Origin of the sequence: Pseudoalteromonas sp. bablab_jr010, assembly GCF_016464105.1 — a bacterium.
Classification (GTDB): Bacteria; Pseudomonadota; Gammaproteobacteria; order Enterobacterales; family Alteromonadaceae; genus Pseudoalteromonas; species Pseudoalteromonas simplex.
In genome coordinates, this window is record NZ_JACDWV010000066.1 from 178,771 (window position 1) to 204,353 (window position 25,583).

The 25,583-nt window shown below is 38.5% G+C and carries 19 protein-coding genes; 12 read left to right on the top strand and 7 right to left on the bottom strand.

The window, feature by feature from the left end:
- Position 1: 1 nt before the first annotated feature.
- A complete protein-coding gene (locus tag JIG37_RS04875; RefSeq protein WP_199528827.1) occupies positions 2–211 on the bottom strand; it encodes a hypothetical protein in 210 nt (69 codons plus the stop codon).
- A complete protein-coding gene (locus JIG37_RS04880; protein ID WP_199528828.1) occupies positions 208–2,283 on the bottom strand; it encodes a DEAD/DEAH box helicase family protein in 2,076 nt (691 codons plus the stop codon). Before JIG37_RS04880 ends, JIG37_RS04875 begins: the two co-directional genes overlap by 4 nt.
- A gap of 318 nt (positions 2,284–2,601) precedes the next feature.
- Between JIG37_RS04880 and JIG37_RS04885 the strand changes: the two genes are divergently transcribed.
- The 4 genes from JIG37_RS04885 (at position 2,602) to JIG37_RS04900 (ending at position 8,784) form a co-directional block, all read left to right on the top strand.
- Entirely contained in the window at positions 2,602–3,537 is a 936-nt protein-coding gene (locus JIG37_RS04885) for a DUF4007 family protein (protein WP_199528829.1), read from the top strand.
- The gene (locus JIG37_RS04890; protein WP_199528830.1) at positions 3,530–6,766 is read left to right on the top strand and encodes a hypothetical protein; all 3,237 of its coding nucleotides are present in this window, start codon (positions 3,530–3,532) and stop codon (positions 6,764–6,766) included. The genes JIG37_RS04885 and JIG37_RS04890 overlap by 8 nt, the downstream gene beginning before the upstream one ends.
- A 9-nt stretch (positions 6,767–6,775) precedes the next feature.
- Positions 6,776–7,888, top strand: a complete 1,113-nt coding sequence (locus tag JIG37_RS22630; RefSeq protein ID WP_244664351.1) for a phosphoadenosine phosphosulfate reductase family protein — start codon at positions 6,776–6,778, stop codon at positions 7,886–7,888.
- Positions 7,889–8,133: 245 nt separating this feature from the next.
- Complete coding sequence (locus JIG37_RS04900; RefSeq protein ID WP_199528831.1) at positions 8,134–8,784, top strand: HEPN domain-containing protein; 651 nt, start codon at positions 8,134–8,136, stop codon at positions 8,782–8,784.
- Here the strand turns inward: JIG37_RS04900 and JIG37_RS04905 are convergent.
- The gene (locus JIG37_RS04905) at positions 8,781–9,905 is read right to left on the bottom strand and encodes a cysteine desulfurase family protein (RefSeq protein ID WP_199528832.1); all 1,125 of its coding nucleotides are present in this window, start codon (positions 9,903–9,905) and stop codon (positions 8,781–8,783) included. The genes JIG37_RS04900 and JIG37_RS04905 overlap by 4 nt on opposite strands.
- A gap of 411 nt (positions 9,906–10,316) precedes the next feature.
- Between JIG37_RS04905 and JIG37_RS04910 the strand changes: the two genes are divergently transcribed.
- Positions 10,317–10,577: a hypothetical protein gene (locus JIG37_RS04910; RefSeq protein WP_199528833.1), complete on the top strand. Its 261-nt coding sequence runs from the start codon at positions 10,317–10,319 to the stop codon at positions 10,575–10,577.
- A gap of 61 nt (positions 10,578–10,638) precedes the next feature.
- On the opposite strand, the gene JIG37_RS04915 is transcribed toward JIG37_RS04910, so the two are convergent.
- Together JIG37_RS04915 and JIG37_RS04920 are read right to left on the bottom strand one after the other, a co-directional pair.
- The gene (locus JIG37_RS04915) at positions 10,639–11,235 is read right to left on the bottom strand and encodes a class I SAM-dependent methyltransferase (protein WP_199528834.1); all 597 of its coding nucleotides are present in this window, start codon (positions 11,233–11,235) and stop codon (positions 10,639–10,641) included.
- Between the two features lie 198 nt (positions 11,236–11,433).
- Positions 11,434–12,300: a LysR family transcriptional regulator gene (locus JIG37_RS04920; RefSeq protein WP_199528835.1), complete on the bottom strand. Its 867-nt coding sequence runs from the start codon at positions 12,298–12,300 to the stop codon at positions 11,434–11,436.
- 95 nt (positions 12,301–12,395) lie between these two features.
- Between JIG37_RS04920 and JIG37_RS04925 the strand changes: the two genes are divergently transcribed.
- From JIG37_RS04925 to JIG37_RS04945, 5 genes are all read left to right on the top strand, one after another.
- Positions 12,396–12,896, top strand: a complete 501-nt coding sequence (locus JIG37_RS04925; protein WP_054553420.1) for a lactoylglutathione lyase family protein — start codon at positions 12,396–12,398, stop codon at positions 12,894–12,896.
- A gap of 202 nt (positions 12,897–13,098) precedes the next feature.
- On the top strand, positions 13,099–13,869 hold the full coding sequence (locus JIG37_RS04930; protein WP_199528836.1) for an EAL domain-containing protein: 771 nt from the start codon (positions 13,099–13,101) through the stop codon (positions 13,867–13,869).
- A gap of 444 nt (positions 13,870–14,313) precedes the next feature.
- The gene (locus JIG37_RS04935; protein WP_166338275.1) at positions 14,314–15,315 is read left to right on the top strand and encodes an alpha/beta hydrolase; all 1,002 of its coding nucleotides are present in this window, start codon (positions 14,314–14,316) and stop codon (positions 15,313–15,315) included.
- 310 nt (positions 15,316–15,625) lie between these two features.
- Entirely contained in the window at positions 15,626–16,771 is a 1,146-nt protein-coding gene (locus JIG37_RS04940; RefSeq protein WP_166338273.1) for a porin, read from the top strand.
- 12 nt (positions 16,772–16,783) lie between these two features.
- Positions 16,784–17,191 carry a hypothetical protein gene (locus JIG37_RS04945; protein WP_054553412.1) on the top strand — a complete coding sequence of 136 codons (408 nt, stop codon included), beginning with the start codon at positions 16,784–16,786 and terminating at the stop codon, positions 17,189–17,191.
- 55 nt (positions 17,192–17,246) lie between these two features.
- Here the strand turns inward: JIG37_RS04945 and JIG37_RS04950 are convergent, their stop codons facing one another.
- Positions 17,247–18,872 (bottom strand): methyl-accepting chemotaxis protein, encoded by a 1,626-nt coding sequence (locus JIG37_RS04950; protein ID WP_138618986.1) that lies wholly within the window; start codon positions 18,870–18,872, stop codon positions 17,247–17,249.
- A gap of 603 nt (positions 18,873–19,475) precedes the next feature.
- Here JIG37_RS04950 and JIG37_RS04955 point away from each other — a divergent pair.
- Entirely contained in the window at positions 19,476–21,074 is a 1,599-nt protein-coding gene (locus JIG37_RS04955) for an ABC-F family ATPase (protein ID WP_166338271.1), read from the top strand.
- 136 nt (positions 21,075–21,210) lie between these two features.
- Positions 21,211–23,136 carry a hypothetical protein gene (locus JIG37_RS04960; protein ID WP_199528837.1) on the top strand — a complete coding sequence of 642 codons (1,926 nt, stop codon included), beginning with the start codon at positions 21,211–21,213 and terminating at the stop codon, positions 23,134–23,136.
- A gap of 232 nt (positions 23,137–23,368) precedes the next feature.
- Here JIG37_RS04960 and katG read toward each other — a convergent pair whose 3' ends face one another.
- Entirely contained in the window at positions 23,369–25,546 is a 2,178-nt protein-coding gene (gene katG / locus JIG37_RS04965; RefSeq protein ID WP_187489663.1) for a catalase/peroxidase HPI, read from the bottom strand.
- Positions 25,547–25,583 lie beyond the last annotated feature (37 nt).

A 25,583-nucleotide genomic window follows, 5' to 3' on the forward strand; every position in this document is an offset into this window, starting at 1 on the left:
CCTAAGAATCTGACATAATTGCATTGAAATGTTCAATTTTATCTTGCAGGCTTCTTTTTACCGATGAAGCATCAACTTGTGTTACCTGAATCAAAAAAGCTTGATTAGCTAACTCAATTAGTTTTTCTTTATTTAAATCATGATAATTTTCAGCATTTTTATTCATTTCTTCTTGGATTAACGTTTCCACTAACTTTCTTGACAAACTCATAATAACTCCTTGATAGCCAATAATTCGTTAGAAATTGAAATAGCTTGATCTAATGATCTGTCTTTCACAGCTAACGACATAAACCACTGCATTCTTTTTAACTCATTTGAAACTAGTGACTTAAACTCTTTTGTATTTTCTGGAGGAAATACAATGAAGTCATGTATCTCGGCTATTTTCTTACCTGTGTCCTCACTTTTCCTTAATACTCTTCCAAGCCTTTGAACCCAAGTCCGAACAGTTCCACTACTTGCAAGAAAATACGCTGTCTTAATAGGGGGAATATTAAAACCTTCATCTAGCACTTTTTTTGAAGTGAGCATTTCGATCTCTCCACGTTTATAAGAACTAATAACATCTTGCATAAGGTTTTTATTTGAAGTTTCATCACCTGTAATTTGATGAAATAAAAAGCCTTCTTCCCTCAAAATATCATTGACAGATATTAATTGTTTTGGGCCTTTATCAGTACAAAAAGCTAAGGAGTGAACTCGACTTTTAAGCGTAGAGACCTCATTTTTAAAGCTTATATTTTTGTTCTCTGCACCTTCAGGAATAGCTCTTCTTCGTATTTGTAATTGCTCTACTAATTTTTTCGTTTCCTTATCTTCACTCCACAACAAACTATTAATTTTTTCTGTATACTCTTTCCATAAGTCCGACTCTTCTTGATTTAAATATACTTTATGGGCTGAATATTTAAACGGTACTAAACAATTACCAATTGCCTCTTCAAGTGAAAACTCGTAAACGACAGGACCAAAATAGTCAAATAACTTTAACGTTCCCTCTGGATCATACTGTCGCTCAGGAGTTGCAGAAAGGGCTAGTCTCAAATCAATAAATTCAGGAGGGTTATCAACAAAACTAGCACTTCCTAAATTATGAGCTTCATCACCAATAAGCATTATTTTATTTTTATATTTTGAAAGTACATTTTTTACTTCATCTGTTTTTAATGCGTCATGTGTAAGAACAATAGCGCTATGTTGAGGAATCATTTCATGTTCTTTAATGGTTCTTCTGATAACTCTCACAATCCCTTTAGTCCCTATTCCTTCAGTATCTAAAGGGCGTAGTGAAAAATTTCTAACATCTTCTGCCCACTGCTTAATTAAAGGCTTATTTGGCACAGCAATAACAAGTATTCCTGCTTCTTCGGATTCAAGAGCGATAGACGCGCAAACAAGTGAGGTGAGAGTTTTTCCGCCACCTGTAGCGATTTCCAAAGTACCTTTGTATCCTTGCTCTACCCAAGCATCAATTGCTTCGCCTTGATGCTTGTAGTCTCCTTCTCTGAAATTGAGCCACTCAGGTATAGTTAATCTTTGAGACACAGTTTTATTTTCCAAATACTTTGTTAATTTTTTTAATAAATTAGGAAACTCTTCCTCTGAAACATCTGTCTTTGTTGACATTAATATTTTTGAAATCGTTTTATCATTCAACTTCAAAGTGTGTGAGTCATCTCTCCTATCATCCCAAAATGTGTTAAATCTATTTTGATAAGAGTCAATGATTGTTCTGTTACTTTTTGACTCCCAACTACGACTAAAAACAAGTTGTTCAAAGTTAGTTAAAAGTCCTGACTTAGTTGCATTACCTGAACCATGTATCGCAACTTCACCTTCAGTTGTTGTAAATAACCAAATTTTGGCGTGCATCATTCCTTCTTTCATTAAAGCTATACGTATATCTAATCTGTTTTTTTTTATCAGGTAGCCTATAGCTTCTAATGTTGAAGAAACTAGGTCTTCTCGAGTTATTTCCTCTTCACCTAATAAAAAGTCAAACATCGATTCGTCATTTTCATATGCTTTAATTAGAGTTTCTTTATCTTCCTCACTTAAATTAGGACTAATAACAAACCTTCCCTTCGCTGAGGGGTTTTTAAATAAAATAGAAAGGGGCTCTGCTAGCTCAGAAATAACTTTTGAAGAAAAATAACCAGATAAGCAATTAAAGTTATTTGAAACCTTGGAAACAGGCAAAAAAAGGTCTTTAACTATGTTTATCTCATTGGGGAAATATACTGGTGGTAAAGAATTCAAAATTTGCTCATTCGTAGTCATTAATAACTTTTCCTTTGAACAAACTTTTCTTTTGATAGTAACATCAACGCCTCCTGCTAAATGTACTCATTATTTAAATGATACTAATTGTGTAGTATCCAACTTTATACTTATCAACTTTGTATATCAAATTCTTTTAAATTAGAATCACATTGATATGTTACTTACTAGTTACTTTTACTTACCTAAAACTAAAACTGTATGCATAGACAGTGCTTTTATAACTTTAACTCTTTATTCTGATGTGCGTTACATATAATATTAGCTTTTGGAGATTCTCTCCAAAAGTAGCATTAAGACTTAAAGGTAACTATAGGAATGAAAGCTAAGTTTTCAGGGCATGACACATTTCCCTTGAGATATGGATGGCTCTACAAAGCAGTTAACCATTTGAATTCAGGTGGAAAATTACAAACAAGTAAAGAGGAAGAAACACAACAAGCAATTATAAAACTTGGTGTGGGAAAAAATATGGTCAATGCTATTCGCTACTGGGCAGAGTCGGCTGGCTTACTAAACAGTAAAAGAACGCAATCAAGTATCGAGTTTTTCACCTCTTATAATGGCAATTACCTTTTTAATGATGAAAAGGGTAAAGACCCTTTTTTAGAGCATATAGGCTCTATTTGGCTCGTGCATTTCTGGCTTTGCTTTAATGAAGAAGAAATGACTTCATATAGATACTTTTTTAATATCTTTAATGGCGAATACTTCGAAAAACAAGTTTTACTTGCTCATATGACTGGCGATATAGCAAAACTGACTTCAAGTGATTCAGCATTAAATGACTCCACAATTCAAAAAGATATAGATACATTCTTAAACTCCTACAGTAAAAAACACTCTGTAAAAACTGCAGGCGAAGAACAATTTAACTCTCCTCTAACTGAGTTATCTCTAATTCAAGAAAGTGGAAAAAATTATTACTTAAGTGCTTTAAATAGTAAATCAGACCTACCGATTGAAATATTTGTTTATGCTGTACTCAAATTCATTCAAAAAGAGTCAAAGTTATCAAACGTTGCTAAAGTCAACTTTAACTCTCTGCTATTAGACCCTTTTTCTCCAGGTAGAATATTTAGACTCTCTGAGCTAGGTCTTGGTGAAAAATTAGATGAAGCCCAAGTTTTTTCAAATGGGAATATATCATGGATTGACTCCATGGGCTTGAGGCAAATTTCTGTTGCTCCCTCTTATTTAAATCAAGAGCAGAGCGTTTTAGATAGTTATTATAAAGGGTTAGAAAATGACTAAGTTATTAGTAGATGTTAAGCAAAAATATAAAAGCTCTACTCGAATAGATAGTCAATTAGAAGATAGCAAACAGTTTATTGATAATTTCATTCTTCATGGTACGGCTATTAATGTACTTGAAACAATTAGTAGAGACTTCGAGGGCAGTGAGCAAAGAGCTTATACGATTACAGGTCCCTACGGTTCAGGTAAATCTACAGTTGCATTGTTTTTATCTTTGCTTCTATCTACAAATAAAAATGAAAGGGACTACGCTGAAGACTCATTAGATAGCGCAGAAGGCCTAAAGTCCGAGTTTCCTAATCGTTTTAAAGTCTCTAAAGGTTGGAAAACAATCAAGCATGTTTGCGCTATGGAGTCTCCAGCCCACGCTATACTTTTCACTGTAGCGAATTCACTCAACATCAAAATTAACAAAGAGCAAATTGAAGATTATTCTGATGTTGAATGCCTAGAACTTATAAAAGAACACTTAAATTCTAAAAAATTAGCGGAAGACGGTGTATTAATTTTATTGGATGAAATGGGTAAAGCGCTCGATTTCTGTGCAAGCAATAATAAAGATCTATATATATTTCAACTTTTAGCTGACATCGCCCAACAGTCTAACAACAACGTAGTAATTATTGGATTTCTTCATCAGTCCTTTACTGAATATGCGAAAAATAAAGAATCAAAGTTACAAGAAGATTGGGCAAAAGTTCAAGGAAGGTATAGAGATCTTGGCTATAACCCTTCTGTAGATGAATCATTGTTTTTACTAGGAGACGCTATAAGTAAATCATCTAAAAAGGTAGATGAACAACTAACAGAAAATAATAAAAATTTAGTGAAAATAGTAAATGATTCTTTCGCTAGTAAGACAAGAAGCTCTGCTGATTTATTTAAAACACTTCCGTTAGATCCTTTAGTAAGCCTTCTCTTAGGACCAATATCTAAGCGCAGATTCTCACAAAATGAACGAAGTTTATTCGGTTTTTTAGCATCTCATGAGAAATATGGTTTCAGAGAGTTTCTTTCAGAGTTTTTCACTGAAAAATGCGACAACTATAAGCTGTACTCTTTAGATAATCTTTGGAATTATCTGCATCATAATCTTTATCATGTAATTGTTACTTCATCAGACAGTAAGGCGTGGTTAGAAAGCTGTGATGCCGTTGACAGAGCAACAAAGAAAGGTAGCGAATTACACACTTCAATTGCCAGGGTTGTAGCGTTGTTAACTCTGTTCGGATTCAATCAGCACTTCCACTCTACAAAAGTATTTCTAGAAAACTATTTCGAACAAAAAGGATTTCAGAAAGCAGATATCACTAAAGCAATTGCTGAGCTTGAATCTTGGACAGTCATCATATTTCGCCCTGCCCACAACGGCTATTTTATATTTGAAGGCAGTGATATTGATATTAATACCTTGATAAAGCAGCAAAAGGAAAAACTTGAATCTGGTATTGATTGGACAACTATATGCGACTTAAGTGAAAGTGTACTCGCAACCTCTCACTATCACAAAACAGGCGCAATGAGGTGGGCAAACAAGTTATTAATTAACCAGGTTGATAGTAAGTTACTTACATCTATTAACTTAACGCCAACCCACGGAAAAGTTTTTCTGAATTTTGTATTAGCAGTGAGTGATAAAGCTTATCAAGGTCTAGTAGAGGCAACAGCCACTAATAAATCAGTGGTTATTGGTAGGTCTGCAACTATTAATAGGTTAAAAGATATATCTATTGAACTTATTGCTCTTGAAAAAGCAAAAAAAGAAGAAGCAGCGGTTGTAAGGGATAAAATAGCATTAAAAGAACTTGATTCTCGAATCGTTTCTTTCAAACAACAGCTTTCACATGAATTAAATAGAGCTTTCTCTAATGCAAATTGGTCGTACTTAAATAGCGAGCTTAAAAATCAACCAGTATCTTCAATAGCTTCTTTTGTTGCAGATGAGGTATTTAATAAATCACCAATCATTATTAATGAATTAATTAATAAAAATAAACCGTCAGGCAGTGCAAACGCTGCGCTAAAAAAGCTGCTCAAGGCTATGTCTGAGTATGCTGAAGAACCTATGTTAGCATTGCCAGAAAAAACTTTTCCAGCTGAGAAGGGCTTGTACTTTTCAATTTTAAGTAATTTTGGCCTACACGAACCAGACCTGAGTAATAAAGGGCAATATAAGTTTGTTATGCCTTCTAATAAACAAGAGCGTTTATTAGAATTATTTGAAACAACGTTAAATTATATTACCGATCAAAGTGGAATAGTTAAAATATCTGATATCGTTGAATTATGGCAAAGAGAGCCTTTTGGAATTTCTAAAGGTGTAATCCCTATTTGGCTTTTAGCGTTTCTCCAAGCAAACGATCACCACTTAGCATTCTATGACTATAACGGAGTGACTAGCAAGCCTACATTCATAGATGGAGTTGATGAAGAGTTTGCTATGAAACTATTCCAACAACCACAGTTAACTGGGGTTCAGATAGTAAAAATAGATCACTCAACAACTTGTTATTTGAATGAAATCGCAACAGCTCTTGCCATGCCAGACAATGAGTCTACTCAGTTAGCAATAGCTCAAAATTTAGTTGCATTTTATGCTTCTTTATCACCTTGGACAAAAAACACGCGTTCTTTAGATAAAAAGCTCTTGATATTTAAAGATGAAACAAAAGTTGCTTCAGATCCAAATGACTACTTATTTAATAAATTACCTGCAATATTCGGAAAGAACACTGAACTTGATGATATAAAGTCTGAAGACTTTAAAGGTATTATTGAGCAACTCAGAAAAGCCCATGATAAAGAACTCTTAAAGTTTGAAAGCAGAATTAAAGAATATTTTAGTTTTAATCAACATTTAGTAAAACACTGCGAAAAGGTGGCTGCATTCACAACCCATCCAAAAGTTGAAACTTTTGCATTGCGATTATCAGAGTTTGGTAGTTCTGATAAATGGGTATCAGCAATTATCTCTTTATTATCTGGTAAAGCAGAAAGAAACTGGGATGATAGTGCATTGGCGAAGGCTAACTCTGAACTTATTGAAATCATAGAAAGGTTTAAGAAAGATCTTTATTTATCTGACTTTGGTGATATTGATTATAAAAATATTAAGAAAGACTTTAAAAATCAGCTAATCGACATTGACAAAAATATCTCTCAACTAGAAGTCAAAGAGAAGAAAGCAATCTTGATGACTATGCTCGATGATTTGATGGAAGTATAGGGAAATATGATGGATAAAACTTTACATGTACTTGGCCTTTCTGGCGGTAAAGATAGTGCTGCTCTTGCAATGTATATGCGAGATAACTATCCCGAGTTAGACATTCAATATTACTTCACAGACACTGGTAAAGAGCTACCTGAAGTAATTGACTTTGTTAACCGTTTAGAAGGCTATGTTGGGAAAATAGTTGACCCATACGAAGAGGTTTTTAGCTCTAATAGAGAAAAGAAGGACTTCGATTATCACTTAAGACAACATAAGAACTACTTACCATCACCTCAAGCACGATGGTGTACTATCCAAATGAAGTTGGTTCCATTTGAAAAGTGGATACAGATGAAAATGGAAAAGGAAGGCTATACTAAAGTCATTTCTTATGTGGGTATACGAGCTGATGAGCCGGCTCGTGAAGGCTTTTTAACAAACACTGTCACCTCAGAGTATTTAACAATTAAAATGCCGTTCAGAGAGGATGGTCTTGACAGAGATGATATTTTTGAAATACTGAGGAAAGCCGATCTGCTTGGTAATGAAGAAGAAGTTCTTGAGTATCGAAAGCTATACATCGATTCTGCTACAGGTGAGCCTGTAGAGCCTTCTGATGCAGATAAATTGGCCTTAATGGAGCAGTTATTGGCAAAACGCTGTAGTAACAAAGCTAAAACAGCTCAAGACCGTCAACCTAATTTAACACCGGAAACGTTACTGAAAATAGTTGAAGCTAAAGATCAGGGCAAGCCTGGTTATTATGGTTGGCGATCTAGAAGTGGTTGTACTTTCTGCTTTTATCAACAAAAAATTGAATGGTTGAGACTAAAAGAAATATACCCTCAGGCTTTTGAAGAAGCTAAAGCATACGAGAAAAAAGCAGAAGAAGATAAAGGCGATGGTACTTTCTATTGGTTAGGGAAGGGCACTCCACTTTCCACTCTTGAGACTGAAGAGCGCAAGATAGAAATCATTGAGAACCATGAACTCAGAGTGAAACGATTAGAGAAGAAACTGAATAGACGAGCAAACCTACTAAGAGCAAAAGTTAAAATATCTGATACTGATCTGATGGATGAAATTTATGATGAAGTTGAAGGCGGAGGGGCTTGTGTGACCTGTTATAAATAACAGGATTTAAACCAACACACTCGGGTTCTTACGCTATTTTACTTGTATAAACATAAATTAATTGTTCAACCTCCAATGTCATCATGACTATAAAAATGGGGTGTGGAAAATGTATTTAACCAGGGTTATCAAAGTAAACTTTGATAACCCTTTAAGCTTTGTACTTAAATAACTTCTCGAAAGTAAAACTTTCATCTGATAGATTGAAAGAAAGAAGTTAACTTAATTCAATCAGAGATTTAGAAATGGATTTTGATACACTAAAAAAAACGCAAAGGGCTATTAGAACTCATTTTTCTGATGACTTAGGTTTAAGGGTACACCGAGCATTAAGTTGGTTAGACAAATCAGAAAAGTCTTCCGAAGATCTTGATAGTCAATTTATATTTCTCTGGATAGCATTTAATGCTGCTTACGCTCAAGATACTGAGTGTTTTCGTCACACAGAAACTGAATCATTCAACTTATTTATTTCTAAACTTGTAGAATTAGATTCAGCTAATATTTTTTATAACCTAGTGTGGTCCGAATTTTCATCTAGTATTAGGTTACTGCTTAATAACAAATTTGTATTTCAGCCCTTTTGGGAATTCCACAACGGAAAATTAACAGAAGAAGAATGGAAGGTGAAATTTTCACAAGCAAAAACAAGGGCTAATAAAGCTTTATCCCAAAAGCAAACTGATGTGCTAATTTCTATAGTGTTACAAAGGCTTTATACCTTACGGAATCAATTGATACATGGCGGAGCGACATGGAAAAGCGGCGCTAACCGCTCTCAAATTAAAGATGGCGTAGCATTTTTAAGTAAATTAGTCCCCATTTTAATACTGGTCATGATGGAAAACCCCAAAGAACTTTGGGGGAGCGCAAACTATCCAGTTATTACTATTTAGATATATTGATTATGCCTTTTCAATTCTGCACACAAAAAATCTAAATCTTGCTCAGTAACATTAAATGAAAAACTAATTCTAAAAGTTTTATCTGCCATCTCTCTTGATAATCCGATGGAAGTTAAAACGTGAGATGGCTCAATCTCTTTAGAAGAGCAAGCTGAACCTTGAGCAAGGCATAGCTTATTTTCATTGTCTCTAACCAGAGTTTCCGTATCAATCGTTGGAAATGTTATAGAGATGCAGTGTGGGATAGTGTTAACGCCGTTCTCAACATATTCAATTTCTAAGGAATTCAATTTATCTAACAACTTATTCTTGATTCTGTTATCCGAAAAGTCACTGTAGTATGACTTAAACTTTTCTATTGCTGTTCCAAAACCCAAAATCAAAGGTGCAGCAACAGTTCCTCCGCGAACGCCTTCTTCTTGCCCTGCACCGTGTATAACTGGTGTTAGCTCTTTATGCCTCAAATCTCGAATGTAAATTGCTCCAATTCCTTTTGGACCACCGATTTTATGGGCAGAGAAAGACATAATATCAACATTTAAATCATCCACATCAATATCAACTTTTTGAAAGCTTTGGGCAGCATCTGAATGAAATATTATGTCATTCTCAAAGCACAGCTCACCTATCTCATCGATTGGGTTCACAGTTCCTAATTCATTGTTTACATGCATTACTGAAACTAATGCAGTATCAGGCCTGATAGCCTCTTTTATAGATTGCATTGTGATCAATCCATCTGAATTAGGTTTTATATATGTAACTTCATATCCAAGAGTTACCAAATACTCTGTTATGGCAAATATGCATTTATGCTCTATTTGAGTGGTTATAATGTGTTTTTTATTTTTAGGGGCTGTTTCGCTAAATAAAATACTCTTGAAGGCAATATTATTTGATTCTGTTGCTCCACTCGTAAAAATAATTTCACTAGGATAGGCGCCAATTTCATTGGCTAATTTTTCTCTTACTTTATTGACCTTTAAAGAAACTGCCTCACCAAGTAAGTGACTTGAAGCTGAGTTCGCATAGCAGTTTTCAAAGGCGTCCATCAATGCTAACCGCACCTCAGGTAAAATAGGAAAGGATGCTGCTGAGTCAAGATATATCATAAACAAGTCCCTAATATTTAGTATTTTAAGGTTATCACAAGCGAGCCTAGGTCACAGACACTTTTTATGCTAAAACTTTAAAAGGTTATTTAGTGTAAAACTGAACTTAATGGCTCAAAGTAAGATGAATAACCATGAAAAATATAGGTTTTTTCGATGAATGAAATAATAACTCTAATTTATTGAAGAGGATTTTAGTGCAGAAATGCACTGCAACGGGTTACAATCAGTTTTCAAGTTTTGTTTTATCAGACTAAAGAACTATCAAAAACTTGAACAGTTTTTAAAAATAACCACGTGTTATTGAGCTTTTAAGGATATCAAGCTCTATGCAAATACCTAATATTGAATTTCATCTCCCGATCAGGCGGTTACTGGAAGCAGTAGCCACTTCAAACGTGGAGATAAAATATGAAAAAATCGCGCTCATTAAGGCGTCATCATTACGCTAGATTAAAAAGTAAAGTTGTAAACCACTCTTACTTTGGTCATAGCAAAAACGATTGGCGCTGTGCACTTGAAAACAAAATTGGTTTTTATGCTAACACTGCAAAGTGTATTACTTCGGCACTTAGCTCAAACCCAAGAAACAATAAATGGAATTCAAAAAAGCATCAATTAACGCTGCAAGAACGCAGAAGTGAATTTGATGCAAAAGAGTTTAATTACTAAAGCTAAAAGGTCGGCAATTGCCGACCTTTTTTGTTATTTGAACTTCGAAAACGCAGCCAAGCTACTTCATCGTTCTTCTATGCAAAATAGCGTTTAGCCATGTTTCTGTGGCACGCTCTGGGCGTTGGTCGGCGCTTTGCCAAGACTTGAGGATAAATAGGTCGGTGCCTTTAATAATGCTCTCAATGGCTTGTTCGTTTAGGTCGGTAAATTCGCGACCGTTGTGTTCACGTTCGCCTTCACCGTATTTAAACGATACATACACGATGCCTTGTGGCTTTAATGCGCGGGCAAGGTTATTGAATGCTTCTGTTAAGTCGTTTTTTGCTACGTGAATAAGGCTTGCGCAGCACCAAATGCCGTCGTATTTGGCAACCTCGTTTAGCTCTAGAAAGCTGCTTACTGCTACGTCTTGGTTTAAGTATTCTGACGCCAGCTTTGCCATAGCTGGGCTGATATCGAATGCATCTACGTTATAACCACGTTCTTTAAAGATGAAAGCGTCGCGGCCAGAGCCACAACCGGCATCGAGTAAAGCGCCTTTTTTTGGGATCAGCGGTAAGAATTCGTCGTAAAGTTCATTGAGGTCTACATCGAGTGTGGCATCGACAAATGCTTGCGCATTTTGGTTGTAGTATTCGACGGTTTTGGATGCCATTTTACTTCCTTTATAGGGGCAAGATTGCTTGGCGCTAAAATATCATTAAAGCAAGGTAACGCAAAGGATGAAATGTGATTTTAAATGCTAAAAATCAAGGGTTTTAGGGTAGGCATTAGAAGTTAGTTGGAGAGAAATAGGAGATCATAGTTACGAGGTGTGAGAATAAAAAAGGTGATCAATTTTAGTATCGCTTGATTAAAGGCTTTTTATTTCATTTATAACTGTTTTCATTCGCTTGGCTAATGGTCTATTGCGATGATGGCATGCATATATATCTTCATAAACGGGGTGCGTTAGTGTGTGCACGTGTATTTTTTCTTGATTATGAAACGCACTAACAGCATGAGCAGGGAGTACAGTGAAGCCAAGCCCTAAACTTACTGGCTCTAGAATTAAGTTGATTTGATTCGAAAAACCACTGCACTCAAACTGAGCTATTGATTCAAACTCTGCAAAGTTCGCACTTAATAACTGTTGTGCATGATGTTTTCCATCTGGGTGATTAATAAAACCTAATTGGCAAAGTTGCTGCCAATCTATAGTTTTGAACTGGGCTGGCGTTATCAATAACAAGGGTTCATTAGCTATTTTTTGCCCTGTAACCTCAAGCATTGTAGGTGCTTGGCTCATAAAACCAATGTCTATTTGATGACTCGCTATGGCCTTTTCGACCCCCGAATTAGGCGCAAACGCATATTCTATAAAAAGTTTTGGGTGTTTTGATTGCAAGCTTAACAATTCGTTATAAAACTTAAGCCCACAACTTCCCGGCGATTGTATTTTTACGCGGCCTTCAAAAGGTGAATCATTTTTTATTTGTTGCTCCAAAAATTGCCATTCTTTTAGTAACTGGCTACCTCTGTTGTATAAGCTTTGGCCCTGTGGAGTAAGTGTAAATTGTTTGCCGTGTCGCTCTAGCAATAAAGCTCCAACTTGCTGTTCTAGCTTTTTAATATGCTGGCTCACGCCTGATTGGGTCATAAACAGTCGCTCAGCTGTTTTTGTAAAGTGATTGACTTCGACTAGTTCACAAAATGTTTTTAACCAAACCGGATTTATCATAACAAAATATACTTATTTGAATGTTAAATGATAATTTAACTTAATACCTAGGCACTCGTAAACTATAAACTCATTCTTATTTAGGAGAGTTAATTATGAGTAATACATACCCACGTACTTTTTCGCATATTGGTATTTCTGTTCCGGATCTTGATGCGGCCGTTAAGTTTTATACCGAAGTATTAGGCTGGTATCTTATTATGGAGCCAACGGAAATTACCGAAGATGATAGCCCTATTGGCCAGATGTGTACTGATGTTTTTGGTGCTAACTGGGATAAGTTCCGAATTGCTCACTTATCAACGGGTGATCGAATTGGGGTTGAGATTTTTGAGTTTAAAAACCAACAAAATCCAGAAGATAACTTTGAGTATTGGAAAACAGGTATTTTCCACTTTTGTGTTCAAGATCCTAATGTTGAAGAGCTTGCAGAACGCATTGTTGCTGCAGGTGGTAAGAAACGTATGGAAAAACCACGTTATTATTACCCAGGTGAAAAACCATACCGCATGATTTATATGGAAGACCCGTTTGGCAATATTTTAGAAATTTATAGCCACAGCTACGAATTAACTTACAGTGAGGGCGCTTATTAATTAAGCCCATAAATTAGTAATTAGCTAGCCATTATAGTAAGTAACGATTTACGAAAGTAGATCGTTACTTATCATTTGGATTTACCAAAATGATGAAAAGTTAAACTTCGATGTACTTGAGTCTTTTTGTTCCACTTAACATTGCACAATTGATAATTTACTAGCACTATTGAGTTATTAAGACTTCATTCAGAGGTGCTAAATGCACAAAGAGCAAACTCAATGTCAGCCAATAGGTTGTAAACATTGCGAAGACCATTTAGCACTTGGTTTTGATTTTACAATGGCTTTTCAGCCAATCGTTGATTGCACCGATAAACATATTTTTGGCTACGAAGCATTAGTTAGAGGCCTTAATAATGAGTCGGCTTATTCTGTCATTTCGCAAGTAACCGACGAGAATCGCTACACATTCGATCAACTTTGCCGTATTAAAGCTATTTCACTTGCTGCCCAACTGAAAATTGATTCAATCGTGAGCATTAATATTTTACCTAATGCAATTTATAAACCTGAGCGTTGTATAAAAACGACACTTGAAGCTGCTAAGCAATATGATTTTCCGGTAGAACAGATTATGTTCGAGTTTACCGAGGTTGAAAAAGTTGAAGATACTACACATATCAAACGTGTAGTTGATTATTACCAATCTTTGGGGTTTATTACTGCGACCGATGACTTTGGGTCAGGTCATTCTGGGTTAAATTTGTTGGCTGATTTTCAGAGCAATATAATTAAACTCGATATGAATTTAATTAGAGATATACACCTTCACAAAGCAAGACAAATTATTGTTAACCATTGTATAGCCATGTTTGAAGAGCTCAATATTGTTGCTCTTGCAGAAGGCGTAGAAACAGTTGAAGAATACCAGTGGTTGCGCCAAGCTGGTGTTAGCTTAATGCAAGGCTATTTTTTCGCCCACCCTGGGTTTGAGAGCTTGCCAGACGTTGACTTTAGTAAGTTGGGTTAAGTGGTTATAACGAGAATCGAATTTAGACAAGGCAAGAGCTGTCAACTTTCAAACGCGCGAAACAAGTTTCACGCCTACGTGTAGCAGCGGTTTATCCCGCGTCACCATCTAGGTTTTAGGTGCTAGGACGCAATGTAAAATCGCTGCTACATAAATCAACACCATTCCAAATTTAAAGTCTGACGGGCTAAAGCCCGACCTACGCGGGAAACATTAGGTGCTACGTTCTGGGCTTTAGGCCGCGATGTAAAGTCGCTGGTTTCTCGTAACTTTACTCTTTTTCGTTGAATTCTTGCTAACCTAAACCATTCCAGGCTAAAGCCAGTCCTACGAATTCCATGCTTGAAACTTGCTAACTTCTTTTAGTATTTAGTCGTATTTATATTATAAATTTTTATTTAGGATGCTAGGCTGAATATTCTTTAAGCATATTGAGAAAGGATAATGATGTTTTTACGCATACTGTTAGTCTCAGCACTTGTTTTATGCTCTTCTGCTAACTTAATCGCAAAAGAACAGCCTCTTAGTTTTGATGCTGAATTAAGCAATTATCAATACGACTTACCCGTTCAATTTTTTAATTTTTCATCACAAAATACGCCATTAAAAATGGCTTATTCTTACCTTAAACCAAGCAATAACATGCCAACCGTTATACTGATGCATGGTAAAAACTTTAATGGCCATTATTGGACCAATACTGCCAACTACCTTAATAGCAAAGGCTATGGCGTATTGATACCGGATCAAATTGGTTTTGGTAAATCGTCAAAGCCTGCTGATTATCAATTTTCGTTTGCTGTATTAGCCAATAACACTCATCAGCTAGTGTCATCTTTAAATATTGAAAACCCTATTGTACTTGGTCACTCAATGGGCGGCATGCTGGCAAGTCGTTACAGCCTGATGTTTTCTAGCCAAGTTAGTAAACTTATTTTGCTAAACCCAATTGGTTTAGAGAACTATTTAAATTATGTGCAATACAAAGACACCGATTTTTTCTATAAAAATGAATTGGCTAAAACACCTGATAAGGTTATTGCTTACCAGAAGAAAAACTATTATGACGGTAAATGGAATGACACTTACGAGCAATTAACCCACTTTATCGGTGGTCAAATTCAAGGCCCTGATCACAAGCAGGTCGCATGGGTTAATGCTAAAACCTACGATATGATTTTTACGCAACCTGTAATAACTGAGTTTGCTCAGTTAAGCATGCCAGTGTCATTAATTATAGGCACACGCGATAGGACTGGCCCTGGCCGTAATTGGAAAAAAGCAAATATTGACTATGAGCTTGGCCGTTACGATAAGTTAGGCAAAGCCGCGGCAAGTATGATCTCAAAATCGCAATTAATTGAATTAGATGATATTGGCCACTTACCTCACATCGAGGATTTTGACCGCTTCAAAGGCGCATTAGACAAAGCTTTATCATTTTAATGTTGCTCGCGCGAAACAAGTTTCGCGCCTACATGTAGCAGCGGGTTTATCCCGCGTCATTAGTCAGGGTTCTAGGCTCTAGGACGCGATGTGAAATCGCTGCTACAGACTCGCATCTTTTAACTTCCTCTTTCCCCTTATCACTTGTATCTAGCAACTTTATCCACTTTTAGTACCGTTTTGTGAAAAATAACGACTTATTCATTGATGTAATTACAATTTATATGTAACTTGTGTCGCCCATTTCGCTACGCACTACTATAATATTAAGCGAAATCAACATTTTCATACTAAATACTAGGGATACACAATGAAAAAACTTCCTATTGCATTGGCTCTATGTGCTGCTTTTGTGTCTGCAAACACAATGGCAGAGGTTCGCATAAACGGCTTTGCTTCTATTGTTGGCGGTAAAGCCCTTGACGACGACGCAACTCTTTACGGCTACGATGACGATATTTCATTTAAAAACGAAAGTATGTTTGCATTGCAGCTTTCAGCAGACTTACAAGAAAAGCTAAGCGCTACGGCACAAATTGTGGCGCGTGGTAGTGATGATTTTGATGCTGAGTTCGAATGGGCTTATCTAACTTATGAGTTCAGCGATGAGCTTCAAGTAAGTGCTGGTAAAATGCGTGTACCTTTTTACCGTTATTCAGACTTCTTAGACGTTGGTTACACTTACCGCTGGGTTCGTCCACCGCAATCTGTTTATAACCTTCCGTTTTCAACGTATGAAGGTCTTAGCCTGTTACACAACACACAATTAGGTGATTGGGATTCAACCGTTCAAGTTATTTACGGTAGCTTCGATGGCAACATTGCTGTGGTATCGGTTAATGGCGATACAGAGCTTAATGATATTGCTGGTATCAATTGGACAATGAGCTATGACTGGTTTAGCGCTCGTGCTGCATACTTTGTTGCAGATACAACAATTGATATTGAAAACGACACTGATGCAGGTGTTGCACTTAATGGCCTTGAGCAGACTCTTAGAGCAGCCGGTTTTGTTGATCAAGCCGATGATATTGCTGTAAACGAAGATGATGGCTCTTTCTTCGCTGTGGGCTTTTCAATTGATTACAACGATATTTTATTTGATGCTGAATACACTGAGTTTGAAGTAGAAAACAGCGCCCTTGCTAAACAAACTCAATACTACACGTCTGTTGGTTACCGTATGGATGAGTGGATTGTGCACTTAACTTACGAAAATAATGACGACAAACACGATAGCAACCGCTACAACGCGCTACCTGCAGTACCAGCTTTAAATGCGGGTATTAATCAAGTGCTTGAGGGCGTGAAAGCAAAAAGCAACGTGTATACCATTGGTACGCGTTATGACTTCCACCCATCTGCTGCTTTAAAAGTAGATTTCAGCCGCTTTAAAGATGACATTTCAGATACAGAAACCGACGTTGTTGCTGTTGCTGTTGATTTAGTTTTTTAATTGGAGTTCATAATGAAAAAATTGTTAATCGCGACAGCACTAACACTATGCTCGCACGCTGTACTTGCTGACGTTGCAGTTATTGTGAACCCAGCAAATAGCAGTGCTATTGACGAAGGTATGATCAAAAAGATTTACCTTGGTAAGGCAAAGTCGTTTGATGATGGCACAAAAGTAAACCCAGTAAACCAAGATGGCACCAGCGTAAGCGATGAGTTTAACGATAAGGTGGTTGGTAAATCGAGCAGCCAGCTAAATGCTTATTGGTCAAAACTGGTGTTTACTGGTAAAGGTACTCCACCTGAGAAACTAGCTAATGATCAAGCTGTGATTGACTTTGTTGCAGGTAATGCTGATGGTATTGGTTATATCGATGCAGCAAAAGTAACTGATAAAGTTAAAGTGGTTGGTACTTTTTAAGTTCGACTACGGTTAATAAAAAACCAGGCGATGCCTGGTTTTTTATGCGCTAAAATTACTCGACTTTAAATTTAGCTGTGGCGTCTAGTAACGAATCAGAGAGGTAATGAAGGTTTTTCGCTACATCACGTACTGCCGATAATGAATCCATTGTTTCTTCAAACGACATATGCATATTCGTCACATTATCAACTACCATACTAGCAACAGATGTTTGCTCTTCGGTAGCTGCGGCAATTTGCGAATTCATACCGTTAATTTCTAATATCTGTTCAGAGATTTTATCAATCGATTGCCCTGTATTTTCAGCGGCCTCTGCATTATTTGTAGCCATATCTCGGGCTGAGTTCATTGCATTTACTGCATGGCTTGCTGCTGTGGTTAATGTAGAAAGCAGCTCTCTGATTTCATTCGTAGACTGCGATGTTCTTGAAGCAAGCTCACGCACTTCGTCAGCTACAACCGCAAAGCCTCGGCCTTGTTCACCTGCACGTGCAGCTTCAATCGCAGCATTTAACGCGAGTAAGTTAGTTTGTTCTGCAATCGAGGTAATAACATTTAAAATTTGCGTCACATTCTTGGTGTCAGTGGCCAGTTGATTAATAGTTGATGCTGCTTGATTTATCTCTTCACTTAGTGTTTTTGATTCTGTCACAGAACGCTGTATTTGCGTTCGACTTTGCTCAACTTCTCGCTCGGCTGTTTGCGCAGCTTGTGATGCATTTGCTGCTGAATGAGAAATATCAGCGACACTCTGGCGCATTTCTTCCATTGATTGCTTAACTATTTCAGCATCTGATGTTTGTTTAGTTGTGGCACGCTCGGCACGCTCCATGCCTTGTACAAGTCGTGTTGAGTTCTCCATTAATGGCTCACAAACCGCTATAACCTCAAGTACCGCAGCTTTTAACAGCTGTATAAACGCGTTGAAGTTAATCGAAACTTGACCGATTTCATCTTTAGCGTGTACTTCTAGTTGTGTGCTTAGAGAGCCTTTGCCGTCTGCTAATAGGCGTAAGTTATCTGCCGCAGCGCTAGCCGATGAACCGATTCCACGGGCAATCCAAATTGAGGTAACAACCAATAAAATAAGTGATACTACAGACACTACAAGCATTAAGTGTAGTGCGTTGTCTGAACGCGCTTTGGTTGCTTGTACAAGTTCAAAAAAGCGATCATCTGCGCGGGTTTGTGCTCGTTTAAAGCCAGCTAGAACGGCCTCATACTGCTGCGTTTTTTGCTGTGCTTGTTGCTGAATTTTACTAAAGTCGGCGGTGCCGTCGATCATTGAAGTTGCTATGCTTGACGAGGTTTGTGCATAAAGCTCTAATTGTTTTTTGGTATCGGCATGCACGTAGCTGTCGTTGATACTGATGATATTTTGTAGATTTTCATTAATCGTTTTATACGTTTGCGCTGCACTATCAACTAAATCTGACTCACCAAATGTTACCGCTTGAGTGTATAACTCATCTAGTTTTTCGAGTAGCGCAACGTTTGCTGAAGTGAGTTTAACGACCTGATATGATGACTTTTCCAGCTCGTCGAGCGAGATCTTGTTGTCATTCATGGCTATAAAATTGGTTACTACTATGATCACGAATGCCGTAATGGCAATACATGTTATGGCGTGTATTTTTTTTGTGATGCTCAAGTTATTGAAAGAAATACCTGCAGACATTGAATCCACCTTTGCTGACATATTACTTAGTATTATCGCCCGATTTCCCTAAAGTATTAACTATATTTATATATTTTCAGGTTTTTTTCGTAATTCGTTCAGTTTGTGGAAGTCTTGTAGGAGGTACTTCAGTGCCGAACCAAAAATAATGAGCTTTCAACCTTCAACTCTCAGACGCGCGAAACAAGTTTCACGCCTACGAATGAAACATGGGCGCTAGGATCTGAGTTCTAGGCGCTAGGACGCGATGTGAAATCGCTGCTACCTCACATCTCGTTACTCGCACCTTTCCCCTCGTAACTTGAAACTCGCTAACTTAGTCATTTCCCGGCTAAAGCCAGTCCTACGGGGAAACATTAGGTTTTAGGGCGCGATGTGAAATCACTGCTACCTCGCATCTAGTAACTTGAGATTCGCTAACTTAAACCATTCCTGGCCAAACATTGTCGTAACTTTACCCTTTCCCTTGCAACTTTCTCTTTTTTAATAGCGTTATTAAGGGCTGAACTGTATAATCCGCGGCCTATTATTTACCCTATTGCTTGTTTATTTTCGCAGTTGCTGCGCCCATAACCCTGTCAGTATTTTTCTAGGAATAATTCGTTGATTTCAACCGCAAATATCACCATGCAGTTTGGTGCAGAGCCTCTGTTTGAGAACATTTCAGCTAAATTTGGTAACGGTAACCGCTATGGTTTAATTGGCGCGAATGGCTGCGGCAAATCGACCTTTATGAAAATTCTAAGTGGTGCGCTTGTGCCAACGTCTGGCAATGTGTCGATTGCGCCGGGTTTAAAGCTAGGTACGCTAAGCCAAGATCAGTTTGCGTTTGAGCAATACACTGTGGTTGATGCGGTGATCATGGGTGATGCAGAACTTTGGAAAGTTAAACAAGAGCGCGACCGTATCTATTCGCTGCCAGAAATGAGTGAAGAAGACGGCATGAAAGTCGCTGAACTTGAAAGCATTTTTGCCGAAATGGATGGCTACACAGCAGAAAGCCGTGCAGAAGAAATTTTGATCCAAGCGGGTATTGAGCAAGAGTTTCATTACGGCTTAATGGCAAACGTTGCGCCGGGCTGGAAGCTTCGTGTGCTTTTAGCACAAGCGCTGTTTGCAAACCCAGATATTTTGCTACTTGATGAGCCAACCAATAACCTTGATATTCATACTATTACTTGGCTAGCTAACGAGCTTAACCAGCGTAAGTGTACGATGATTATTATCTCGCACGACCGTCACTTCTTAAACTCGGTATGTACACATATGGCCGATATCGATTACGGTGAGCTACGAATTTATCCTGGTAACTACGAAAAGTGGATCGAAGCTTCAAGCTTGCAACGCGAACAACTACTAGCTGAAAACGCAAAGAAGAGCGCTGAAATAGACGAGCTACAAGAGTTCGTAAATCGCTTTGGTGCCAATGCATCAAAAGCAAAATTAGCCAGCTCTCGTGCTAAGCGCATGGATAAAATTAAGCTTGATGAAGTAAAAGCATCAAGCCGTATTAGCCCATCACTTCGTTTTGACGAAGGCAAAAAGATGTATCGCCAAGCATTAGAGCTTACTAAGCTAGGTCATGGCTTTGATGGCGAAACCCTGTTCAGCGGTGGTGACTTATTACTAGAAGCCGGCGCTAAGCTTGCGGTTATTGGTGAAAACGGTGTTGGTAAAACCACCCTATTACGTTGCCTAGTGAATGAATTACAAAGTAACGAAGGTGTAGTTAAGTGGTCAGAAAATGCCAGCATTGGTTATTGCCCGCAAGACAGCAGTAAAGACTTTGATAACGACTTAACTTTATTTGATTGGATGTCGCAGTGGCGCACCGCTAAGCACAACGATTTAATGGTACGTGCTATGTTAGGCCGTTTATTATTTACCGCAGACGACGCTAACAAAAAAGCCCGTAACTGCTCGGGTGGTGAAAAGAACCGCCTATTGTTTGGTAAGCTCATGATGCAAGACATCAACGTGCTCATTATGGACGAGCCAACCAACCACATGGATATGGAAGCCATTGAAGCACTCAATAACGCATTAAAAGATTACCAAGGCACGCTGATTTTTGTGAGCCACGACCGTGAGTTTGTATCGTCATTAGCGACTCGCATCATCGATATTAAAGATCAACAGCTTATCGATTTTCAGGGCACGTTTGACGAATATATGGATCATGTCGCGCAACAAGCGCAATAACCCCCTCTTCAAATAGGTGAGCAAGTTTGCTCACCCTTTTTGTTTACGTTCAGTTACATAATACCTTTGACTGACTTACCTTATTTGGGTAATTTGCATTTCTTTTACACAGAAAACAACATTTTAAAGGATGTAAATGAATAAGCTACTTAGCGTATCGGCACTGACTCTGGCTCTAACAGCCTGTGGTGGCGGGTCATCAACAGACAAAAAGCCAGATGCAGAAGCGACAAAAAATACCGCCCCTACTCTATCTGGATCACTCACACTCTCTACCAAAGCACTTGAATCAGCCAACTTAGTTGTTGATATTAAAGATGAGCAAAACGACAGTGTGACAACCACGATTATTGATAAGCCAGAGTGGCTAAGTGTCACGACCAGCAGCAATCAAGTGACTTTTAATGCTGAGCCGAGCCTATTTGAAGTAGCTAACCATTCTTTTACTGTAGAAGTGTCTGACGGTAAGGCTAGTAATCAATACACTTTAACCGTAAATGTCGCTGAAAACCGTGCAGCATGGCAACCTATTGAGCTTAGCAATAACGAAGTGATAGGTAACTGGCAATCAAGCGATGGCAGTGTACGGTTGGTATTTGCTAGCGAAGATGCAGGTGTAATCGCTCAAAATGGTGAGTTAAGTCGTTTTGAATGGTCGAACCCTGATGTCATTGCGTTAAATACCCAAGCGATTGATTGCTTGCATGAGTGTAATCAACAAGCCTTACTTGAAATGGAAGTGTTGGCTAAGCGCGATGATGCTATTCGTGTTGAGCTATTTAATGTTTCAACCGATAAAGGCGAAGTTGTCACCCTTTATAAATCAAATGCAGAGTTTAGCTCTGAGTACTACGCTGATGTGGATCAAAGCTCGTTCCACTCTGTTAATTATTTAAGTACAACGGGCGAGGAAAGTTACTTTGAAGTATCGCTAGCAAGCTATATTCCAACGGCTTCAGGAAGCACTACGTCGTATACTTATGCTGACTTTTCGGCAACGTTAGAGGGTAAAGTATTAAAAATTAACAGTGATACATTAGTTACGACTCAAAACACAAAGCAATTGAGTAACCTTGGTCATGAAGTAGATGTCGCATTTGATCTTAATCTAATTGATGCAGAAGTTATTGCTCAGTTTGATGACTTTTTAGTGCTAAAACTACGTCATGTTTTAACTTATAAAGATGAAAGTGCACAGAATATTATTAATGAATCAACCGAACTGGCTGAAGCTCTGCTAGAAAAAACATCGATTAGCGCACTTCGAAAACTTACCCCTGTTACAGTTCCTGAGCTGACAGTAGGTAAATCATATACTGGTCGTTTAAATAATAAAAATTCAGATACGGGCGAAGGTTTAACGTTCCGTTATGTACCCACATTTTTTACAATCACTGCAGCCGACACAGCAACGGTCACATTCAATACACCTAAAAGTACTGACTCATTTAAATGGCATTACAACTTAGACAATAACGGCGAAACCGTTAAAGTAATGGGTAATGGCCTAGAAACGAGCTTACAATTTTTCACTCAGCCTGATGGCAAAATGATCATGGCACGCGAGCGTAATAAAGAGCAGCGCCAAGCTCGCTTAGGGTATGAGTTCATAGAAGTAGTTGATGATTCAAGCATCACACTCGATGACTATAAGCATCTATTTAGCTACTTACGTCAAAATTATACCAGCAGTAGCCAGAAAATATACTGGTATATAAATGATGATGGTAAAGGCAGCTTCTATTATGCTGACCAATATGGCCTTGAAAATAGAGCTGACTTTACACCAAGTAGCTATTGGCAATTAGAAGCTGATAATAGCATTAGCTTTGCAATGATGTCGCAGTGCCCAAATGCAGTTGATTACGCTAGTTGTAAAGATGAAGTATTAGCAAATCAAGAAGTTGCCTATTCATCATTATTTAATTTCAAAATTCTTGCTAAAGACGGTAATAAATACCTTTTTGACCGCCTGTTTTGGCAAAGTACGTATGCTTACAGCGAAAGAGAATTAAAAGAGAGTATTTTTCAAAATAGCTATTGGTTTAGAATTGAGGAGTAAAGGAGCTTACAGCGGTGCGCGAAACAAGTTTCACGCCTACGTTGTAGCAGCGGGTTTATCCCGCGTCATAGGGCTCTGGGCGCTAGGACGCGATGTGAAATCGCTGCTACTTGTTCGGCGTTAAAACGCCACCTACATCTCGTCACTTTCCCCTTGTAACTCGCTAACTTCTCTAAATAAAAAAGGCCACACAGTTAAACTGTGTGGCCTTTGTACTTAACGGAATTTTAAATTAAATGTCGAAGCGGTCGGCGTTCATTACTTTCACCCATGCGTCGACAAAGTCTTTTACAAAACGTTCATTGTTGTCGTCTTGTGCGTAAAACTCTGCATAAGAGCGAAGGATTGAGTTTGAACCAAACACTAAATCAACACGTGTTGCTGTCCATTTAGTTGCACCTGTGCTGCGCTCAACAATATCATAAAGACCCTTACTTGTTGGCTTCCATGTGTAAGCCATATCGGTTAGGTTTACGAAAAAGTCGGTGCTAAGTGTGCCTACATTATCTGTAAACACGCCATGCTTAGAGCCGCCGTGGTTAGTGCCAAGTACACGCATACCACCAACAAGAGCGGTCATTTCTGGTGCTGTTAAGCCCATTAATTGCGTACGCTCTAACATTAGCTCTTCTGCTGATACCGCGTAATCTTTCTTCAACCAGTTACGGAAACCATCATGAATTGGCTCAAGTACGTCGAACGAGTCTGCATCTGTCATCTCGTCTGTGGCATCACCACGACCCGGCGCAAATGGCACGGTGATGTCAACGCCCGCTGCTTTTGCTGCTTGTTCAACCGCTGCTGACCCACCAAGTACAATTAAATCGGCGAGGCTTACTGGTTTGCTTAAACCCGCTTGCACTGATTCCAGTGCGCTTAATACTTTAGCTAAACGCTCTGGCTCGTTACCTTGCCAATCTTTTTGCGGTGCTAAACGAATACGAGCACCGTTTGCACCACCGCGATGGTCTGAGCCACGGTAAGTACGGGCACTATCCCATGCTGTTGCGATTAAATCTGCTTGGCTTACACCACAGTTAAGTAGCTTGGTTTTAAGTTCGCTAATTTCGCTGTCAGATAATGTGTAATCAACCGCAGGGATCGGATCTTGCCAGATCAGATCTTCGCTTGGTACATCGGCACCCAAATAACGTGATTTAGGGCCTAGGTCACGGTGCGTCAGTTTGAACCATGCGCGTGCAAACACATCACTAAAGTATTCAAAATCATCGTTAAATCGCTCGATAATTTTACGATAGGTTGGGTCCATCTTCATCGCCATATCGGCGTCGGTCATGATGGGGTTTAAACGAATTGATGGATCTTCAACATCAACTGGTTTGTCTTCTTCTTTAATATCGATTGGTTCCCACTGCCACGCACCTGCAGGGCTCTTCTTAAGTTCCCATTCGTAGTTAAGCAATAAGTAGCAATAACCGTTATCCCACTTAGTTGGATGAGTAGTCCACGCGCCTTCGATGCCCGAGGTCATGGTATCGCGGCCAATACCGCGTGAGTTGTGGTTGTTCCAACCAAGACCTTGTTCAAACACATCCGCGGCTTCTGGCTCAGGGCCAACGTTTTCTTCGCTACCATTACCATGGGTTTTACCCACAGTATGACCACCAACTGTAAGTGCGGCAGTTTCTTCGTCATCCATTGCCATACGGGCAAAAGTTTCGCGAACTTGTTCTGCTGTTTTAAGTGGATCAGGGTTACCATTCACCCCTTCTGGGTTTACGTAAATTAAGCCCATTTGTACCGCTGCTAATGGGTTTTCCATGGTATCTGGTTTTTCAACATTCGAGTAACGCTCGTCACTTGGTGCTAGCCATTCTTTTTCAGCGCCCCAGTAAACGTCTTTTTCAGGATGCCAGATATCTTCACGGCCTCCCGCGAAACCAAAGGTTTTTAAACCCATTGACTCATAAGCCATATTACCGGCTAGGATCATTAAATCGGCCCAAGAAAGCTTGTTACCGTATTTCTTTTTAATTGGCCAAAGTAAACGACGTGCTTTGTCTAAGTTTGCGTTGTCTGGCCATGAATTTAATGGTGCAAAGCGTTGGTTACCTGTACCGCCGCCACCGCGTCCATCCTCTAAACGGTATGAACCCGCTGAGTGCCACGCCATACGGATCATTAAACCACCGTAATGGCCCCAATCAGCTGGCCACCATTCTTGGCTTTCGGTCATTAAGCTTTTTAAGTCGGTTTTAACGGCTTCAAGATCAAGAGATTTGAATGCTTTAGCGTAATTAAAATCTTTGCCGTAAGGGTTCGTTTTGCTGTCGTGTTGGTGAAGAATGTCGAAATTGAGTGCGTTTGGCCACCAGTCAGTATTTGATTGAGCGGTGACAGTGTTACTACCATGCATTACTGGGCACTGGCCCGTTTTTCCATTACTCATTGCTTGCTCCTCATAAGCTTAAAATACGACGAAAGCT